17 protein-coding genes are annotated in these 18,503 nt (G+C 36.2%); 6 read left to right on the forward strand and 11 right to left on the reverse strand.

All coding sequences use genetic code 11. The features are described 5' to 3' along the window. Positions 1-380 precede the first annotated feature (380 nt). A complete protein-coding gene (locus AC3WTI_RS24270) occupies positions 381-737 on the forward strand; it encodes a YgzB family protein (RefSeq protein ID WP_000025063.1) in 357 nt (118 codons plus the stop codon). Positions 738-857: 120 nt separating this feature from the next. On the opposite strand, the gene perR is transcribed toward AC3WTI_RS24270, so the two are convergent. From perR to AC3WTI_RS24300, 6 genes are all read right to left on the reverse strand, one after another. Beyond that, positions 858-1,286: a peroxide-responsive transcriptional repressor PerR gene (perR, locus tag AC3WTI_RS24275; RefSeq protein WP_000237831.1), complete on the reverse strand. Its 429-nt coding sequence runs from the start codon at positions 1,284-1,286 to the stop codon at positions 858-860. 298 nt (positions 1,287-1,584) lie between these two features. Continuing rightward, the gene (gene bcp / locus AC3WTI_RS24280; RefSeq protein WP_087957266.1) at positions 1,585-2,040 is read right to left on the reverse strand and encodes a thioredoxin-dependent thiol peroxidase; all 456 of its coding nucleotides are present in this window, start codon (positions 2,038-2,040) and stop codon (positions 1,585-1,587) included. Positions 2,041-2,084: 44 nt separating this feature from the next. Further along, positions 2,085-2,489, reverse strand: a complete 405-nt coding sequence (locus tag AC3WTI_RS24285) for a potassium channel family protein (RefSeq protein ID WP_000964347.1) — start codon at positions 2,487-2,489, stop codon at positions 2,085-2,087. A gap of 72 nt (positions 2,490-2,561) precedes the next feature. Next, the gene (locus tag AC3WTI_RS24290) at positions 2,562-3,347 is read right to left on the reverse strand and encodes an ABC transporter permease (protein ID WP_097840561.1); all 786 of its coding nucleotides are present in this window, start codon (positions 3,345-3,347) and stop codon (positions 2,562-2,564) included. Between the two features lie 4 nt (positions 3,348-3,351). Then, complete coding sequence (locus AC3WTI_RS24295; RefSeq protein WP_000521523.1) at positions 3,352-4,143, reverse strand: ABC transporter permease; 792 nt, start codon at positions 4,141-4,143, stop codon at positions 3,352-3,354. Then, positions 4,136-5,149: an ABC transporter ATP-binding protein gene (locus AC3WTI_RS24300; protein WP_048527860.1), complete on the reverse strand. Its 1,014-nt coding sequence runs from the start codon at positions 5,147-5,149 to the stop codon at positions 4,136-4,138. Before AC3WTI_RS24300 ends, AC3WTI_RS24295 begins: the two co-directional genes overlap by 8 nt. Before the next feature lie 121 nt (positions 5,150-5,270). Here AC3WTI_RS24300 and hemL point away from each other — a divergent pair, with 121 nt between their 5' ends. The 3 genes from hemL to AC3WTI_RS24315 all read left to right on the forward strand — a co-directional run bounded on the left by hemL (position 5,271) and on the right by AC3WTI_RS24315 (position 12,559). Continuing rightward, positions 5,271-6,575 (forward strand): glutamate-1-semialdehyde-2,1-aminomutase, encoded by a 1,305-nt coding sequence (hemL, locus tag AC3WTI_RS24305; RefSeq protein WP_003299918.1) that lies wholly within the window; start codon positions 5,271-5,273, stop codon positions 6,573-6,575. 199 nt (positions 6,576-6,774) lie between these two features. Next, complete coding sequence (locus tag AC3WTI_RS24310) at positions 6,775-11,211, forward strand: glutamate synthase-related protein (protein ID WP_097840562.1); 4,437 nt, start codon at positions 6,775-6,777, stop codon at positions 11,209-11,211. A 259-nt stretch (positions 11,212-11,470) separates the two neighbouring features. Next, positions 11,471-12,559: an aromatic acid exporter family protein gene (locus tag AC3WTI_RS24315; protein ID WP_016078602.1), complete on the forward strand. Its 1,089-nt coding sequence runs from the start codon at positions 11,471-11,473 to the stop codon at positions 12,557-12,559. 13 nt (positions 12,560-12,572) lie between these two features. Here AC3WTI_RS24315 and AC3WTI_RS24320 read toward each other — a convergent pair whose 3' ends face one another. From AC3WTI_RS24320 to AC3WTI_RS24335, 4 genes are all read right to left on the reverse strand, one after another. Continuing rightward, the gene (locus tag AC3WTI_RS24320) at positions 12,573-14,333 is read right to left on the reverse strand and encodes an ABC transporter ATP-binding protein (protein ID WP_087957269.1); all 1,761 of its coding nucleotides are present in this window, start codon (positions 14,331-14,333) and stop codon (positions 12,573-12,575) included. Positions 14,334-14,387: 54 nt separating this feature from the next. Beyond that, complete coding sequence (ntdP, locus tag AC3WTI_RS24325) at positions 14,388-14,918, reverse strand: nucleoside tri-diphosphate phosphatase (RefSeq protein WP_000506628.1); 531 nt, start codon at positions 14,916-14,918, stop codon at positions 14,388-14,390. A gap of 234 nt (positions 14,919-15,152) precedes the next feature. After that, entirely contained in the window at positions 15,153-15,413 is a 261-nt protein-coding gene (locus AC3WTI_RS24330; protein WP_000997582.1) for a YgaB family protein, read from the reverse strand. Positions 15,414-15,601: 188 nt separating this feature from the next. Next, complete coding sequence (locus tag AC3WTI_RS24335; RefSeq protein ID WP_000039039.1) at positions 15,602-15,883, reverse strand: gamma-type small acid-soluble spore protein; 282 nt, start codon at positions 15,881-15,883, stop codon at positions 15,602-15,604. Between the two features lie 124 nt (positions 15,884-16,007). On the opposite strand from AC3WTI_RS24335, the gene yfhS reads away from it, so the two are divergent. Beyond that, positions 16,008-16,232: a mother cell protein YfhS gene (yfhS, locus tag AC3WTI_RS24340; protein WP_142286580.1), complete on the forward strand. Its 225-nt coding sequence runs from the start codon at positions 16,008-16,010 to the stop codon at positions 16,230-16,232. Between the two features lie 33 nt (positions 16,233-16,265). Here the strand turns inward: yfhS and mutY are convergent, their stop codons facing one another. Further along, complete coding sequence (mutY, locus tag AC3WTI_RS24345; RefSeq protein WP_087957272.1) at positions 16,266-17,363, reverse strand: A/G-specific adenine glycosylase; 1,098 nt, start codon at positions 17,361-17,363, stop codon at positions 16,266-16,268. A 149-nt stretch (positions 17,364-17,512) separates the two neighbouring features. On the opposite strand from mutY, the gene AC3WTI_RS24350 reads away from it, so the two are divergent. After that, on the forward strand, positions 17,513-18,493 hold the full coding sequence (locus AC3WTI_RS24350; protein WP_048527865.1) for a metal-dependent hydrolase: 981 nt from the start codon (positions 17,513-17,515) through the stop codon (positions 18,491-18,493). Positions 18,494-18,503 lie beyond the last annotated feature (10 nt).

An 18,503-nucleotide genomic window follows, 5' to 3' on the forward strand; every position in this document is an offset into this window, starting at 1 on the left:
TAAAAATAAAAATTGACGTTTCACGTTGTTTGTTTCGTTCAGTTTTCAAAGAACTACTTGGTCGCTCATTTGCGACTTCCTTATGTTAACATCTTCATTTTTCAATGTCAACTAAGTTTTTCATTTTCTTTTTTGTCGTTTTCTGCGTTTCCGCATCAGCGACGGTTATTAATATATCATGCAGTACATACAGGGTCAATACTTTTTATAAAAAAATTTCACATCCCGTTAAAACTTTAAAAACATGTTCCAAAAACCATTAAAGTCTCCCTTCATTCTTCATGACATTTCGTATTTCCTATCTTATCACTTTAGCACGCTTTCGAACGAGTGAAAATTCTAAATTTTATGTTATATTATTATTATAAGGAGTGGTGAGAATGAGCATTAAGTATTCAAACAAAATCAATAAAATCCGGACCTTTGCATTAAGTTTAGTATTTATCGGCCTCTTCATTGCATACTTAGGAGTCTTTTTCCGTGAAAACATTATTATTATGACAACATTTATGATGGTTGGCTTTTTAGCTGTTATCGCTAGTACTGTCGTTTACTTTTGGATCGGTATGCTATCCACTAAAACGGTACAAATTATTTGTCCAAGCTGCGATAAACCTACAAAAATGCTCGGCCGCGTTGACGCATGTATGCATTGCAATCAACCTTTAACAATGGATCGAAATCTAGAAGGAAAAGAATTTGATGAGAAATATAATAAGAAGAGCTATAAGTCATAAGTATATATGGGGACAATGCATCCTTACAAAATTAGGTTGTGTACTGAACATTTTAAATCCCTCTGAACCTAACGTAAGAAAGAGGGAGACGTAAACGTCTCCCTCTTTCTTTATTATATATTACGCCTTATGACACTCTGGACAAACGCCATAAATTTCTAAGCGATGACTATTAATAACGAAGCCTGTCGTTTTCGCAGCTTCCTCTTCAAGCTGTTCCAAACCTCCATAAGGAAAATCAACAATCTTACCACATTTTTCGCAAATCACATGATAATGTTGACTTGTAACGTAATCAAATCTACTTGAAGCGTCTCCATAAGTTAATTCCTTTACAAGTCCAACCTCTTTAAATACACGTAAGTTATTATAAACAGTTGCAACACTCATATTTGGAAACTTACCTTCTAACGCTTTATAAATGTCATCCGCTGTTGGGTGCGTCATAGATTCCACAAGGTACTCTAAAATAGCATGACGCTGTGGAGTAATGCGTACACCCGTATTTTTCAGCATTTCTAGCGCTTCTTTTAATTCTTCTTTGACCACCGTCATGCACCCCGATTCTATACGGATTATTATTTTATAATTCTTATAAAGAGTGTACTCCTTTTCTTATAAATCGTCAATATTTCTACTATAAGTATGTGGTTTATTTTTGTATATAGCCTTATTCTTATATATCTTTCCCCATTTTCTATACATTTACATAGAAAAAAAGTGCGACATAATCGCACTTGGAATACTATCATCTGAGGAGGTATGCCCTACACTTCACTTTATGTAAGACGATAAAATATGTATAGACACTCGCCTTACTTCTATATATTTTATCTCCCAAATGAATTTATTTTATATAAGAAAGAACATCTTCAATATGTCCCTTCACTTTCACTTTACGCCATTCTTTTACAAGCTCACCGTCTTTATTAATAAGGAATGTAGAACGCTCAATTCCCATATACTCTTTTCCAAAGTTCTTTTTCAATTTCCAAACATCGTACAATTCCGCTACCTTATGATCTTCATCTACTAAAAGTACAAATGGAAGTTCATGCTTCTCAATGAATTTCAGATGTCTGTTCGCTGAATCAGGACTTACACCAAGAATAACTGTATCTTTCTCTTGAAATAATCCATAGGCATCTCGAAAATCACACGCTTCAGTTGTACATCCCGGAGTCATATCTTTCGGATAAAAATATAGAACTACATTTTTACCACGAAAATCAGCTAAGTGAACTTGTTCCCCGTTACTTCCCTCTAATGTAAATTCTGGAGCCATTTCTCCTACTGTAATCATTGTTATCACTCCTACTCTTTTCTTTTACTATATCAAATACTATCTTATTTTTCATTGTCTATTACAGACCTCATGACAAAAGCAAACGGTAATGTATATCCAATTAGCGCTTCTGCAATCGCAATCCATCTCCCTATTCCAATTGGAGCTATATCACCATACCCAACGGACAACAAAGTAACTGCGCTAAAATATAAACAAATTTCTACAAGTTGAAAAGATTGGGCATGCAAGCTTTCTCCATCTTCTTTCAAAACTGCAAAACCCATTTCTTCTAATACAACATAACTTAACCCAAACGCAATTAGTACCGTTGTATAAATTAGAAATAAGGAGGCTAAATTATACAGCGAAAAGAAACGCCTAGAATCTGAATATGAACTCCATAACAATTGGACACTTCTCAAAATAGCGATTGCTGCAATTAATAGAATAAATCCCCATAACATGTCCTCCACCTCATTTTATATGTATGAGACGGCCATTAGATTTATCCCTTAGAAACAAACAAGCTTCTATAATTAATTCCCAGCACCACGGTACCTTTTTACCCCTTGATTCCAAAGAGTGATTGCAATCGTAAAACAGATAACACCAACAAATGGTGTTGCAAATGCATAACTATTCCACTCTGTTTTTCTTAAGAAGTATGCTGCTGGATACACCCCAACAAACGCAAACGGTAGAACAAACGTTAAAATGAAGCGAATCACACGATTATAAATATTAACAGGATAGCGACCATAGTTACCTATGTTATACATTAGCGGCATAATTGAACTTTTCGCATCCGACCAAAAACCAAGGCTTGCAAGCGTAACAAATATCCCTCCATATACAAGTGCGCCCCCTCCTACCATTAGTAAGAATAAGAAGAAATCGTACCAGTAAAAAGATAATTGCAACTCCACTGCTGCGTAGCCCATTACAATTATTCCTGTAATCGCTCCAATTAAACATTCAAGTTCCATTCTTTCTAATATAATTTGAAATAAACTATGAATCGGTCTTGTTAATATACGATCCATTTCTCCTTTAATAATGTAACGATCATTAAAGTCCCATATGTTAAAGAAAGCAGAGAAAATGGCAAACGGCACTAAAAAGAAACCATAAATAAAGATTACTTCTTCTCTACTCCAGCCTTTTAATGCTTGTGTATGCCCAAACACAACGAGAATAAAGATTAAATTAACAGCCTGTAGTGATAAATCAGACAGTAATCCAACGATAAAATCGCCCCGATACTCCAATTTTGTTTTTATATATTGGCTTGCATACTGCAAAAATAGTTTTATATATATCATCTCATCATCCCCCTTGTACAATTAGACGTTTTCTCGCCGTTCTCCACATGAGTACAATTGGAATAATAAGTACAATTGCCCAAATTACTTGGAATAATAATGCCTCATACAATTTACTTCCTTGTATACCTTCTGAAAAAATCATACTCGGAATATAACTAATGGCCTGAAACGGTAAAAACACCATTGCCTTCTGGGCCCATAACGGATAAAAACTAATTGGTAATAATAGACCTGAAAATAAATCAATAACAACACGTTTTGCATACATAATCCCACTATTATTAAATAGGAAGAACGTGAGCATCCCCGTCATTAAATTAATTTGTGTATTAATAATAAAACTAAATATTAAAGATAAGAAGAAATATAACCACGTTTGAAAATTTGTTGTAATTTGCAATGAGAATAATAAGGTAACGATAACCATTCCCGGAATTGAAAAGAACGCAAAACGAAATATCCCTTCGCCAAGACCTTGCATCACTTTCATCCCTAAATAGTTATATGGACGGATCAGCTCTACCGCTACACGTCCTTCTTGAATCTCCATCGCAATTTCCCTATCTATATTATTAAAATAAAAAGCACGTGCCATCCACGCAATTGCGATATACGTAGTCATTTGCGAAATAGATAAACTTTCAATATTCTCTTTTCCGCTATAAATTGCTTGCCATAAAAAATAATACGCGCCGATATTAATTGTATAAATTAAAATCCCGCTATAATAGTTTGTACGATACGCAAGCATCATTAAAAAGCGAATTCGAATCATTTCAATATACTTACCCATGTTTAATACCTTCTTCATAGATGTTACGAATAATTTCCTCTGTAGACACTTCGTTAATTTTTAAATCTTTAATTTGAAAGGCTTGTACTACTTTAGAAATAAGCATTGAAATGATAACTTCTTCATTCGGTATTTTTGCGATCCACGCATTTTCCTCTTTCGCTTTCGACCAAACGACATGACTATCTGGCATAACCATTGATAAAGCTTGATAGGAAACTGGTGCAATAAATTGAAAATGTATTTCCTTCTCTGCTCCCCACTGCGTACGAAGATTATTTAAAGAACCGTCATACATAATATTTCCTTCATCGAGCATGATGACGCGCTCACATAAAGCTTCAATATCAGTAATATCATGGGTTGTTAATAAAATTGTGGTTTTATAACGTTCATTCATCTCTTTTAAAAATTCACGTATTTTCAATTTCACAAGTACATCTAAACCAATTGTTGGTTCATCTAAAAATAATAACGGCGGATTATGAATTAATGCTGCCGCTAATTCACAACGCATTCTTTGACCAAGAGATAACTTTCGCACTGGCTTATCTAATAAAGGCCCAATATCTAACGTTTCAATCACGTGCTCCATATGCTCTTTATACTGGGCGTCTGATACACCATACACCTTTTTTAATAAACGAAACGATTCTTGTACAGCAATATCCCACCAAAGTTGCGAGCGTTGACCGAAAACAACACCAATTGTTCTTACGAATTCTTCTCTCTGTTTATGGGGATTCATCCCATTTACTAAAATCTCGCCTGATGTCGGAGTCAAAATCCCTGTAAGCATTTTAATTGTCGTTGATTTACCGGCACCATTCTCACCAATATACCCAACCATTTCACCTTGTTTCACAGTAAAAGATACGTCATTTACTGCTGGTACTATTTTATAATTACGATTTAATAAATCGCGAAATGCACCCTTTAAACCTGGACGACTTGAATAGGCTGTAAATTCTTTACGTAATCCTTGTACCTCAATTACCGATTTCATAACCGGACCCCCTTCCTAAATGTCACAACGAATAGTTTACCCAACTGCCTTCTCTATCACAAACAATACGTCTTTTCGAAAAACATGTTAGAATAATACATAGATTTTTGTAAGGAGATGAATGGTAGTGAAATTCACAAAATCAGAAGCATTACATAAAGAAGCTTTAGAACATATCGTTGGCGGCGTTAATAGTCCTTCTCGTTCTTTTAAAGCAGTTGGCGGCGGCGCTCCTGTTGCTATGGAACGTGGAAAAGGTGCTTATTTCTGGGATGTAGACGGAAATAAATATATCGATTATTTAGCAGCATACGGTCCTATTATTACTGGACATGCTCACCCGCACATTACAAAAGCAATTACAACGGCTGCTGAAAATGGTGTACTTTACGGAACACCAACAGCTCTAGAAGTAAAATTTGCAAAAATGTTAAAAGAAGCAATGCCTGCATTAGATAAAGTCCGTTTTGTAAACTCTGGTACTGAAGCAGTAATGACAACAATTCGTGTCGCTCGTGCTTACACAGGTCGCACAAAAATTATGAAATTCGCTGGTTGTTACCACGGTCATTCTGATTTAGTACTTGTAGCAGCTGGATCTGGTCCTTCTACACTAGGAACTCCTGACTCAGCCGGCGTACCACAAAGTATCGCTCAAGAAGTTATTACTGTTCCATTTAATAATGTAGAAACTTTAAAAGAAGCATTAGATAAATGGGGACATGAAGTAGCAGCTATTCTTGTAGAACCAATTGTTGGAAACTTCGGTATTGTAGAGCCAAAACCCGGCTTCCTTGAGAAAGTGAATGAACTTGTTCACGAAGCTGGTGCACTAGTAATTTATGATGAAGTTATTACCGCTTTCCGCTTCATGTACGGTGGTGCTCAAGACTTACTTGGCGTAACACCAGACTTAACAGCTCTTGGTAAAGTTATTGGCGGTGGACTTCCAATCGGTGCTTACGGCGGTAAGAAAGAAATTATGGAACAAGTTGCCCCTCTTGGACCTGCATATCAAGCTGGTACAATGGCAGGAAATCCTGCTTCTATGGCATCTGGTATTGCTTGTCTAGAAGTTCTTCAACAAGAAGGGCTTTATGAGAAATTAGATGAACTTGGTGCAATGCTTGAAAAGGGAATTTTAGAGCAAGCTACCAAACATAATATCGATATTACATTAAACCGTCTAAAAGGTGCTTTAACTGTATACTTCACAACAAATACAATTGAAGATTACGATGCAGCACAAGATACAGACGGTGAAATGTTCGGTAAATTCTTCAAGCTTATGCTTCAAGAAGGAGTTAACTTAGCACCTTCTAAATATGAGGCATGGTTCTTAACGACAGAACATACAAAAGAAGATATTGAATATACAATTGAAGCTGTAGGCAGAGCATTTGCTGCTTTAGCAGACAATAAATAATCGCATCATTAAAAGGAAAAAAGAAAGCACATCTTTCTTTTTTCCTTTTTTCTATTTCATAAATTCCTTATTAATAGTATAATTATTCATAATTATCTGTTTAATTTTTCTTTTATATCCTTACTATCTTTGTATACAAGGCTGCTCACACCTTAAATAGTAAGACTATTCAAACTTCAATAAGAGGGGGGATTGACGGATGCTCAATAAAACAAATACATGGACACCGTCTTTATTTCGAGATTATAAAAATGCAGAACATGATGCGTGTGGAATCGTTTCCGTTATGGAGAAACGAAAAATTCCTACAAAAGAAAACATTGACCTTTGCATACAATCACTCGTCAAAATGAATCATAGAGCTGGTTTCATTAATGGTGAAGGCGATGGAATTGGCATTCACATTGATGTACCAAAAGCACTTTGGAGTGAAAAACTAAAAAGTAGCGGATATAATCCAACGATCGTGGATCATCCCCACTTTATCGTTGGACATTTTTTTCTAAACAAAAGCGCAAATATAATTAATTTAAAAAATCATATTCGTGCACAACTAAACAACGAAAACTTTGCAATTCTTTTTGAAAGTGATGATGTAATAAACTCCGATGCACTCGGTCCACTTGGCAAACAAGAAGAACCTTTATTTTGGCAAGTTGCCCTTATCGCAGAAAATGGAGTTACAAATATTGAGCAAACATTATTTTCAGTAACGATAAAAATAGAGGAAAACGAAGCGATTCATGTTGCTTCCTTAAGTCGTGATCATGTTGTATATAAAGTTCTAGGTGCTGGTGATACACTTGTTGCTTATTATAATGATTTACAACATCCGCTGATCGCTTCAACTATGACATTAGGACATAATCGCTATTCTACTAATACATTATCTAATTTTTTTCGTGTACAACCATTTAGCATTCTCGGACATAACGGTGAAATTAACACAATTGCAAAATTACGCGATCAAGCTGACATGATTCATGTTCCACTTACTGCTGGGGGCAGTGACTCCCAAGATTTAAACCGCACCTTAGAAACTCTACTTGTTCAATACGACTACAGCTTATTTGAAGCAATGGATATACTATTCCCACCAATTATTAATGAAATTAAACTTTATGAACCGCATTTACAAGATTTATATACGTATATACGTGAAGCATGGGGTCATTTTGCACAAGGTCCAGCTGGTATTATCTCACGTTATAAAGATGAAGCTGTTTTCAGCGTCGATTCCCTTGGACTACGACCAGTTTGGAAAGTAGAGACAGAGAATTCTTATATTTTCTCTTCTGAACCTGGAGTTGTATCTCCAACTGAATATGTAGCTGAACCGAAACCACTCGCTCCTGGGGAAAAGGTTGGGCTAAAGTGGAATGAACAAGATGAGCTTGTTCTTTATGAATATGACAAATACCAAGCTCAAGTATACGACCGTTTTAAAAAGCGAGTTGATACTAAAGATTATCATTTAAACTTATCTCCCCCTGAAACGAAAGAAATCCAAGGATTATGTGATTCTATGCAAGTTGAAACGAAGCAATACGTTGCTTTCGGATGGGATCGTGAACATATTCAACTTCTTGAACAGATGGCAACAAAAGGCGTTGAGCCAATTCGCTCACTTGGTCATGACTCACCACTTGCTGCACTCGATACTGATAGACGAAATATCGCTGACTTCATTAAGGAAAGTGTAGCCGTCGTTACAAATCCAGCAATCGATCGTGATCGAGAGGTCGAGCACTTCTCCACACGAACGATACTTGGAGAACGCCCAAGTTTATTGGCTGGTACTAAACAACCATTTGTAGTTGAGATGCTTTCCCCAATTATTTTAGAAGGAAGTGTAGCGCAATCTATTGCAGAGGAATTACACACCATTACGTACGAACAACTTATAGAGCTATTCAATACTCATAGCTCTATCGCTACAATCTCTGCTACATTCAGTCCGGCAGAAACTTTACAATGCGCCTTAAATCGGATTAGTTCTGAAGCGATAACAGCCGTGAACGATGGAGCTTCCCTACTATTAATAGATGATGCCAACGCTCATCTAAATGAACAGTTATGGATTGACCCGCATTTAGTTACCGCTAAAGTACATCAAGTATTAAGCGAAAATAAATTACGCCGAAACTGCTCTCTCGTTATACGTTCTGGTGCCCTTCGTTCCTTACACGATATCGTCACATTGTATGGATTAGGAGCGGATAGTATTAATCCATATTTATTATTTGCAACCGTAAATGATGGGACAAAAACACCAATTACGAATTTATATCATGCACTTAATAAAGGACTAGAAAAAGTCATTTCAACAATTGGAATTCATGAATTACGTGGTTACGGTCGCCTCTATTCTTCTATCGGATTACATGAGGAAATCGCAAATATATTACAAATTACGAATTTCTTCGGCTCAAATAATTTAGCTTTTTCGCTTCAGTCACTTGCTGAAGATGCACAAATGCGAGCAGATGATTATAACGATCCTAAAGTTAGAATGCGAAAATCTTTTCATATATTCCCGCGAATTTGGAAAGCAATCGGCGATGTCGCAAAAGGAAATTCTTATGATGATTACCGTGAAAAATTAAGTGAATTAGAAGAAAATAATCCAATCGCAATTAGACATCTTGTTCAAATGAAAGAAACAAAACAGATCGTTCCGGCTGAAGAAGTGTCCATCCGTATTCAAAATCATGATTTACCATTTATTATTAGTTCCATGTCATTCGGTTCTCAAAATGAAGTCGCCTTTCGTGCATATGCAGAAGCAGCTGACCAGCTAAATATGATTAGCTTGAACGGTGAAGGCGGAGAAATTAAAGATATGATTGGAAAGTATCCACATACACGTGGACAACAAGTTGCATCTGGGCGATTTGGTGTAAACGCCGAACTACTAAATTCATCAAACTTAATTGAAATAAAGATTGGGCAAGGCGCAAAGCCTGGTGAAGGCGGACATTTGCCCGGTTCAAAAGTAACAGCCAAAATCGCTGAAGCGCGTAATGCTACAATTGGCTCTGATTTAATTTCACCTTCTAACAACCATGATATTTATTCCATTGAAGACTTAGCTCAAATGATTACAGAAATTAAAACAGCTAATCAACTTGCGAAAGTAGCTGTAAAAGTCCCTGTCGTCCCTAACATTGGAACAATTGCTGTCGGTATCGCCAAAGCTGGTGCTGACTTTATTAACATTAGCGGATTTGATGGTGGTACAGGTGCTGCACGTATTCATGCACTGCAACATGTAGGTCTTCCTGTAGAAATTGGTGTGAAAGCCGCTCACAATGCTTTATTAGAAGCGAATATGAGACATAAAGTAGAAATTTGGGCTGATGGTGGTATTCGAAGTGTGAATGATGCCTTAAAAATCATGCTCCTTGGAGCAAATCGTATTGGATTTGGTACATTATCGATGATTGCAATTGGCTGTACAACTTGCCGCGGATGTCATCTAGATACTTGTCACGTCGGAATTGCAACACAAATTGAATCTGAAGCACAGGCGAAAGAACACGGATTACGTCGCTTCGTCCCGCGTGAATTAGAAAGCGCCGTTTCTGGGTTATTACATTTATTCACTACTTTTGGCGTAGAACTAAAACGATTAACAGGAAATCTTGGTTATACAAATTTACAAGAAATTGTCGGGCGTTCCGATTTATTAGCACAAGTTCGAGGCGAAAATTTATTAGACTTATGTAATTTACTACAAACGATAGAACATCCGTCTGTTCCAAAAACGGAACAGATGCCGGAAAAACAATTTGAAACAGTTCATTCCCCTCATTCAAAAGAATTAGTAGGCGTTGGCGTAGAACAACGCGTTATGGGTGGTCTAGAATCTTGCTATCGCGTTCGTAGTAAATTATATGAAGACACGAAGCTTGAACCACTTACATTAAAGTATACGAATGGCTCTATCCCTGGAAATGGATTAGGTGCTTACAATAGTGAGAACTTATTTATACACGTAAATGGCGGCGCACAAGATGGTATTGGTAAAACCTCCTTTGGTGGTGGTATTTATATAACGAAAGCAAAAGGAAAAGACGGCATATATTATAACGGTTCTGTCGGAAAAGGTTTTGGATACGGTGCACAAAAAGGAGCGCTATACGTTCAAGGTAACGCCGATGCTCGCGCTGGCATTCGCCTCTCTGGAGCAGACATGATAATTGGAGGGCGCATGACAAAGCCACTCCGTGAAAAAGAGCAAGGAAATATAGGAGCATACTCCAATATTAAAGGTTTCGCTTTTGAATATATGACAAATGGGCGAGCGCTTGTTTTAGGAGATCCCGGCCCATGGATCTGTGCTGGTATGACTGGCGGTGTTGTTTATTTACGTCATGATTCAAGCTTAGGTTTAACAGAACAGGCCTTAAAAAGAAGAATCGCAAAAGGGGCAAATGTTACATTGCAACCAATTAGTAAAAATGGTGCGCAAGATGTGACTGAATTATTGCTAGATTATATTCGTGTATTAAATGAGCATGAGCAATACGAAGAGGTTGCTTTGTTAACACCGCTACTCGATGATATGCAGCATCAATTTTTTGAAATCATCCCGAAAAAAGAACAGGCTGATCCATCTATCTCAACTGAGTGATATGCCTAACTTTCATTTTCAAGAATAAATTGACGAAGTACACTTCTCATAGTAATCTATAGTAACAATTTGAAACCTGCTGAAATTCAGCAGGTTTTTTTACTAAAAATTGATGTTTAAAAAGAATTAGGAAAAATTATAAAATGAATCTCAATTTCTTATTAACGTCACTAAAATATCACTTGCTAACATATTGTAATGAATGTATAGTATCATGTTGTACATTCATTATGACAAGAGAAAGGATCTTATTAAGGGTATGAAACTTGGTGCTCGCATTTTAAAAACGGGTATTGCCATCACATTAGCTTTATTTGCTTGTATTTTACTTCAATTACCGAGTCCGGTATTTGCGGGAATCTCAGCTATATTCGCTGTTCAACCGTCTGTATACCGTTCGTATTTAACTGCACTTGAACAAATTCAAGCAAACGTCATTGGTGCGGTATTCGCTATCGCATTCGCTACTGCTTTTGGACATAATCCTTTTATTATTGGATTAACATGTATATTAGTAATTGCACTTACACTGCAATTACGATTAGAAAACACAATATCAATCGCTTTAGTAACAGTTATCGCCATTATGGAGTATCAAGGCGAAGATTTCTTTAGTTTTGCCTTACTTCGCTTTGCGACAATTATGATTGGAATTATCGCGGCCTCACTTGTAAATTTAGTGTTTATGCCGCCAAAATACGAAACAAAGCTATATCATCGTATCGTTGATAATACAGAGGAAATTGTAAAATGGATTCGAATGAATAGCAGGCAAGCTTCTGATTTTACAACGCTAAAAACTGATATTGATCGTATGAAAGAAAAAATGATCAAACTAAACCACTACTATTTGCTGTATAAAGAAGAAAGAAGCTACACAAAAAAAGTACAGTTCGCAAAAATTCGTAAGCTCGTTTTATTCAGACAAATGTTAGCAACGACAAGTCGTGCGTTAAGTACGTTAAAATCATTACATCGTACGGAAAATGAACTGCGCTATATGCCAGAAGAATTTCAAGAATCTATCCAGAATGAACTTGATTCATTAACGCATTATCATGAACAAGTTTTATTAAAATTTATTGGTAAAGCAAAAAAACAACAATCCGTTGAAATGCTTGATGAAGTTGAAACAGGTAAACAAGAATTAATTGATATCTTTATGGATTATCAAAACAAAGACGATGAGGAAGCGTATAAAACATGGCTACACCTCTTCCCTCTTATTTCAGCTATTATTAACTATAGTGAGGAAGTAGAGCATTTAGATTTACTTGTGGATAGCTTCTACACATACCATAAACCAGAAGCAGAACTTAAAATCGACGATAAAAAAGAAGACGAATAAAAAACAGCTCCTTTTACGCTAAAGGAGCTGTTTCTGTTATATGTTGAAGTTGATATAAGTTGTAATAAAACCCTCTTTTTTTCATTAATTCTTCATGAGAACCTGTTTCTTTAATTTCACCATCTTCAATATAAATAATCGTATCCACATGCGTAATTGTTGCTAATCGATGTGCGATTATAATCGTCGTACGATCAGCAGCTAACGTCTGAAGTGCTTCTTGAATATATCGTTCATTTTCTAAATCTAAAGCAGAAGTCGCTTCATCTAGTATAAGTAACGAAGGATTCTTTAGAAACACTCGTGCAATCGCTACACGTTGTCTTTGTCCACCGGATAACTTCACACCGCGTTCCCCAACAACAGTATCATAGCCATCAGGTAACTCAATAATAAAATTATGAATTTGCGCAGCTTTGGCAGCTGCAATCACTTCTTCCTCTGTAGCTTTCGGATTCCCATATAAAATATTTGCCCCGATTGTATCGCTAAATAACAAATTATCTTGCAGTACAATTCCAATATGACTACGTAAGTTTCTCATATCATACTTTCTGACATCTATCCCATCTACATAAACTGCACCGCAAGAAACATCATAGAAACGTGGTATTAGACTAGCAAGAGATGACTTCCCTCCCCCACTTGCTCCTACAAGTGCTACCTTCTCTCCAGGCGACATAGTTAATGAAAGGTTATGTAATATCTCTTTTTCATCCGCATTGTAGCGAAAAGATACATTATCAAATATCACTTCACCATTTAATTTCTTCGTTTGTACCGCACCTGGCACATTCACAATATCGTATTTTTCATCTAACAGTTCAAACACTCGATCCATCGATGCGAAAGACTGTGTTAATGTTGTAGAAGAATTAACAAGGCGGCGAAGTGGACTATACAAACTATCCATATACCCAACAAAGGCAACCATAGTCCCTAACGTTAACTGCCCCTGAACCACCTCATATGCTGCAAAACCAATTACAAGTAATGGTCCTAAATCCGTTAACGTATTTACCGCCGAAAACGTTCTCGCGGTCCAACTCGTATGCGTTAACGCTTTCGTCAAAAATTCATTATTTCTTTTTTCAAACTGCTTCCCCTCATACTCTTCTAATGCAAAGCTACGTGTCACTTGCATCCCTTGAATACGCTCATGTAAATACCCTTGCATCGTTGCTAACGCTTGTGAACGCTCTTTCGTCAATTGTCGAAGACGCCCGAAAAAGTATTTCACCGCTACTACATAAATAGGTAAAATTAATAGCGCAACAAATGTCAATTTTACATTCATAGAAAACATAACAATAATAGCGATAGCAATCGTTGCTGTATCTAACCAAACATTCATCAAACCAGTAATTACAAAGTCCTTCGTTTGTTCTACATCATGTATGACACGTGAAATAATCTCGCCTGTTTTTGTATTCGAATAATAACGTAAACTCAACTTTTGCAAATGACCAAAAATATGTTTTCGCAAATCATATAGTATTGTATTTGCGATACGCTGCGCGAAATATTGACGATAATATTCAATTGGCGGTCTTAATACTGCAAAAATAAAAAAAGCAATCCCAATTGCAGTTACTAGTTGGGACGTTTTATCTTGAAGTGAACCTCCGCCCTGAATTACATCATCAATAATATACTTTAATAACCACGGCATAATAAGCGGGATGCCAAATTTAACTAGACCGATCATAATCGTAATAGCAATAAGCCATCGATATGGTTTAACAAATTGCAAATATCTCTTTATACCTTGCACATAATCCCCCCTCTAATAGGACAAACCTGCCGGGAAATCCCCTGCAGGTTTGTTTTAATTTCTGTACATTAAATATCTCTCATACCACATATCTACAAAGTCTGGCGCAAATGGTCCTTTTCTTTGATGAATCCATTGTGTTAATTGTGCTACATTTCGTTTTAAAATAGTATCAATCACAGGTGGATATTGCATAATCTGACTATGTTTTTCATACTCATCTTCATCTAAAAGCGTATATGTCATATCTGGATACACTTTAATATCTAAATCATAATCAATATACTTTAACGCTTCAGAATCATATGCAAAAGGTGAGCTTAAATTACAATAATAATATACGCCCTCTTCCCTTAACATTCCAATTACATTAAACCAATAGTTTGCATGAAAATAACAAATTGCCGGTTCACGCGTAATCCACGTTCGGCCATCTGATTCTGTCACTACTGTACGATCATTCGCTCCGATTACAAGACTTTGTGTCCCTTTTAAAATCGTTGTCTCTTCCCACATTCTATGAATGGAGCCATTATGTTTATAACTATGTATTTGTACTTTTTCTCCTTCTTTGGGAAATCCCATATATGCTCCCTTCTTTCAACTGCAAATGCCCTTTGAGCTGCATCCACTTTTTTTCTATTATAACTTTTTTGTCGAAATTTTAAAACTAAAGAGACAAGACTCTAATTTTCAAACTGAATACCATAGAAACCGGGCCTCCACTGAATTATTTACAAACACGGAAATGGAAATAGAAAAAGCCCTCCCTTATTTCTATGTAAAGAAGGACCTTTTACCAGAGGGTAACAATATGTCTTATCCTAAATTGGAAATCATTTTTTCGGTTTCAAAAGATTGAATCACACTATTTGTTTGCTCTTCAAATTTCTCATGTAATAACTTGAGTGCTAATTCTGTTCTATATATTTCTTGGCGTATAAAATGTAATTCTTTTTTATCGCACGTATCCTTTTCACTCATTTCAATTTGCTGATACTTCTCTAGATGAGCTTGTAACTTCAACAACTCATCCATCGTTTCCAATTGCTCTCCAACCAACTTATCAAAATCGTTCATTACTTACCCCCTTTTAGATTTATTGATCAGTTATTATTCCTCATTACATATTTCTAATCTTTAACTTCCTTCTCCTTTGACTACATTTGTTGACTTATTAGAAGTTATGTCGTTCGCTTTATTTTCATTACTATGACCAAAGCACAAAGAAAACACTTCTCCCGAATTAGAGAAGTGTTTTTCTTTCATTACTGATTTGAACTAGAAGATTGTGATTGTTTTGCAGCTGATTGTGCATTTTGTTTTTTCACAGCATGCACGTCTGTTTCAGTTGCAAATTCAGTACCATAACTAGCGTTTGCACTTTGTGCACCAGAAGCTTGTGCTTTCTTTGCTTCTGATTGTGCGTTTGCTTGTTTTACCGCTTGTACATTTGTTTCAGTCGCAAACTCTGTACCATAGCTAGCATTTGTACTTTGAATACTAGCACCAGAAGTTGCCTTGTTATAACCTTGTTGTTTTTTACTCATCTTTCTCACCTCCACAACCAATAATGTAACCAATTCACTTAAAAGCTATCCGCAATTTTCTTTTGAAAAATTACGCATATATCTCTTATTACTCATTCAAACTATAAAAAATGGAGGTGGAAATATGTATATAGGACGCGATATGACTGAACTAACGATGGTTTCAAAAAGCGAATGGAAAGAAGATGAATTAGCTTATTTTCATCATTCATTACAACAGATTCTGCCTTATTTAAATGCAGAAGGGCAAAGTATTTACAAAGAAATTGTATTAGAAATTGAAACAAGAGGCGGCTTACAAGAAGGTGAGGCTAGTTGGACTCATGGGACAAAAATTTCTTACGATTAAAAAAGTGTTCCCAATCTAGGGAACACTTTTTATTTATTGCATTGTAATTTTCTCAACGCAACTTTCATAAATCGTACGATGCGATTTCGAGAAAGGTAACTGTTCAAATGCTTCTTTCGATACAAATTTCAATGTATCTGTTTCAACAATGTCACCAGTTACTTTCCCGTAAAATACGAATATATCCCAAGTACGATGGGTAAACGTATGTTGTACATTCATTGCGTATTCTTCAATAGAAATCGAAAGCTCAAATTTTTCTTTCATATAATCTATAAGCTGTTCCTTCTGATTACGAATTCCTTCGCCAAGTTCAACATTCGGAAATTCCCACATATTAGCTAATAAACCGGTACTTGGACGTTTATTAATGACGTAACGACCATCTTCCGTTTGCAGTACTCCTGCAACAATTGGTACCATCGTAGGAGCTTTCGCTTTACTTTTTACTGGTAACTCTTTTTGAACACCTTCAGCATACCCCCTGCAATGCTCACGTACAGGACAAAGTAAGCATGCTGGATTTTTGGGAATACAAATTAGTGCCCCTAATTCCATCAAACCTTGATTAAAATAAGATGGATTTTCAGCCGAAATAATTTCACGCACAATCTCTTCAAATACTTTTCTCGTTTTCGGTTTCGCAATGTCATCCCATACGGATAAAATACGTGATAACACACGCATAACATTTCCGTCAACTGCCGGCTCTGGTATACCATATGCAATACTTAAAATAGCACCTTTTGTATATGGTCCTACTCCCTTTAATTTTTCAATTTTCTTTACATCACGCGGTACGATTCCGCCGTATACTTCTTTTACTTCTTTTACGGCCGCATGTAAATTTCGTGCTCTAGAATAATATCCTAAACCTTCCCATGCTTTTAACACTTCTTCATCATCAGCATTTGCCAAAGATTCTAGAGTAGGAAACTTCCCCATGAAATTCGCGTAATATGGTTTTACAGCTTCTACCCTAGTTTGCTGCAACATAATTTCCGAAACCCAAACACGATATGGATCTTTATTTTTACGCCACGGTAAGTCGCGTTGCTCTTTTTCAAACCAACCAATTAAATCATTTTGAAACTGCTCTATGTTAAAATTATTTAATATTTCAAGTGTCAAACTTGATCCCCCTCATTTTTTTGCATATAAGTACTATTATAAAGATTTTAGGAAAAAATTTAAGTAAGATGACATAGGAAATAGAAGGCAAAGGACTTGAGGTATCGAATAAAAAGAGTTACATTAATAAAAAACGGAGGTGGATTTCTATGGACACAGCCACTCACCTTGTTATGGGCGTTACTCTAGGCAGTTTGGCCACGTTAGATCCAGCCATAGCACAAAGTGATATTGGGCCACAAGCAGTTATGCTCGCTACAATTGCCGGTTCCAATATTCCTGACATCGATACAGTTTTAAAATTGCGTAATAACGCTAAATATATAAGAAATCATCGCGGGATTACTCATTCCATTCCTGCAGTAATTCTTTGGTCATTCCTTATAAGTGGCATCTCTTTCGCCTTCTTTTCAGACGCTCCATATTTGCATCTACTACTTTGGTCATTTATTGCCGTCTTTCTTCATGTCTTTGTAGATATTTTTAATGCCTACGGTACACAGGCGTTACGGCCCTTCACAAAAAAATGGGTAGCGCTCGGTATTATTAATACATTCGATACTGTCATTTTCTTTATTCATCTGCTCGCAATTGCATGTATGATCGTAGGTTCCCATAAAGGATATACTGCCTTAGCAGCGTATATATTGATGATTGTTTACTATATCGGACGGATTATGATGCATAGAAATATAAGAAGCGTTGTACAAAAACGTTTCAAACATGTTGAGAAGATAATCATTTCTCCTTCTTATCGATTTTATCATTACCATTTAGCAATCGTTACAACTGATTATTACTACGTTGCTAGATGGCATCGTGGTAACATCATGGTCTATGATAAGTTCGACCGGGTACCGTTCCCAGACAATGCTATTATGCGCGCAGCTAAACAAGATGAAAACATCTCAGCATTTTTATCTTTCTCCCCTGTGTATCGCTGGGACATTTTCGATTATGATCATTATTACGAAGTTCGATTCATTGATTTGCGCTATCGTAGTAAAGATTATTATCCATTCGTTGCGATCGTTCAACTCGATCATAATTTAAATATTATTAGTTCCTATACAGGATGGATTTTCAGTGAAGAAAAACTTCGAAAAAAACTGGAGTTACTTCCACATTAAAAAAAGCGAC

This window comes from Bacillus sp. EB106-02-03-XG38 (assembly GCF_058792175.1).

Coding starts and splice junctions, on each gene's coding strand:
- AC3WTI_RS24270 (WP_000025063.1), top strand. CDS start 381: ATGAGCATTAAGTATTCAAACAAAATCAATAAAATCCGGACCTTTGCA.
- bcp (WP_087957266.1), bottom strand. CDS start 2,040: ATGATTACAGTAGGAGAAATGGCTCCAGAATTTACATTAGAGGGAAGT.
- AC3WTI_RS24285 (WP_000964347.1), bottom strand. CDS start 2,489: ATGTTATGGGGATTTATTCTATTAATTGCAGCAATCGCTATTTTGAGA.
- AC3WTI_RS24290 (WP_097840561.1), bottom strand. CDS start 3,347: ATGATATATATAAAACTATTTTTGCAGTATGCAAGCCAATATATAAAA.
- AC3WTI_RS24295 (WP_000521523.1), bottom strand. CDS start 4,143: ATGGGTAAGTATATTGAAATGATTCGAATTCGCTTTTTAATGATGCTT.
- AC3WTI_RS24300 (WP_048527860.1), bottom strand. CDS start 5,149: ATGAAATCGGTAATTGAGGTACAAGGATTACGTAAAGAATTTACAGCC.
- hemL (WP_003299918.1), top strand. CDS start 5,271: ATGGTAGTGAAATTCACAAAATCAGAAGCATTACATAAAGAAGCTTTA.
- AC3WTI_RS24310 (WP_097840562.1), top strand. CDS start 6,775: ATGCTCAATAAAACAAATACATGGACACCGTCTTTATTTCGAGATTAT.
- AC3WTI_RS24315 (WP_016078602.1), top strand. CDS start 11,471: ATGAAACTTGGTGCTCGCATTTTAAAAACGGGTATTGCCATCACATTA.
- ntdP (WP_000506628.1), bottom strand. CDS start 14,918: ATGGGATTTCCCAAAGAAGGAGAAAAAGTACAAATACATAGTTATAAA.
- AC3WTI_RS24330 (WP_000997582.1), bottom strand. CDS start 15,413: ATGAACGATTTTGATAAGTTGGTTGGAGAGCAATTGGAAACGATGGAT.
- AC3WTI_RS24335 (WP_000039039.1), bottom strand. CDS start 15,883: ATGAGTAAAAAACAACAAGGTTATAACAAGGCAACTTCTGGTGCTAGT.
- yfhS (WP_142286580.1), top strand. CDS start 16,008: ATGTATATAGGACGCGATATGACTGAACTAACGATGGTTTCAAAAAGC.
- AC3WTI_RS24350 (WP_048527865.1), top strand. CDS start 17,513: ATGGACACAGCCACTCACCTTGTTATGGGCGTTACTCTAGGCAGTTTG.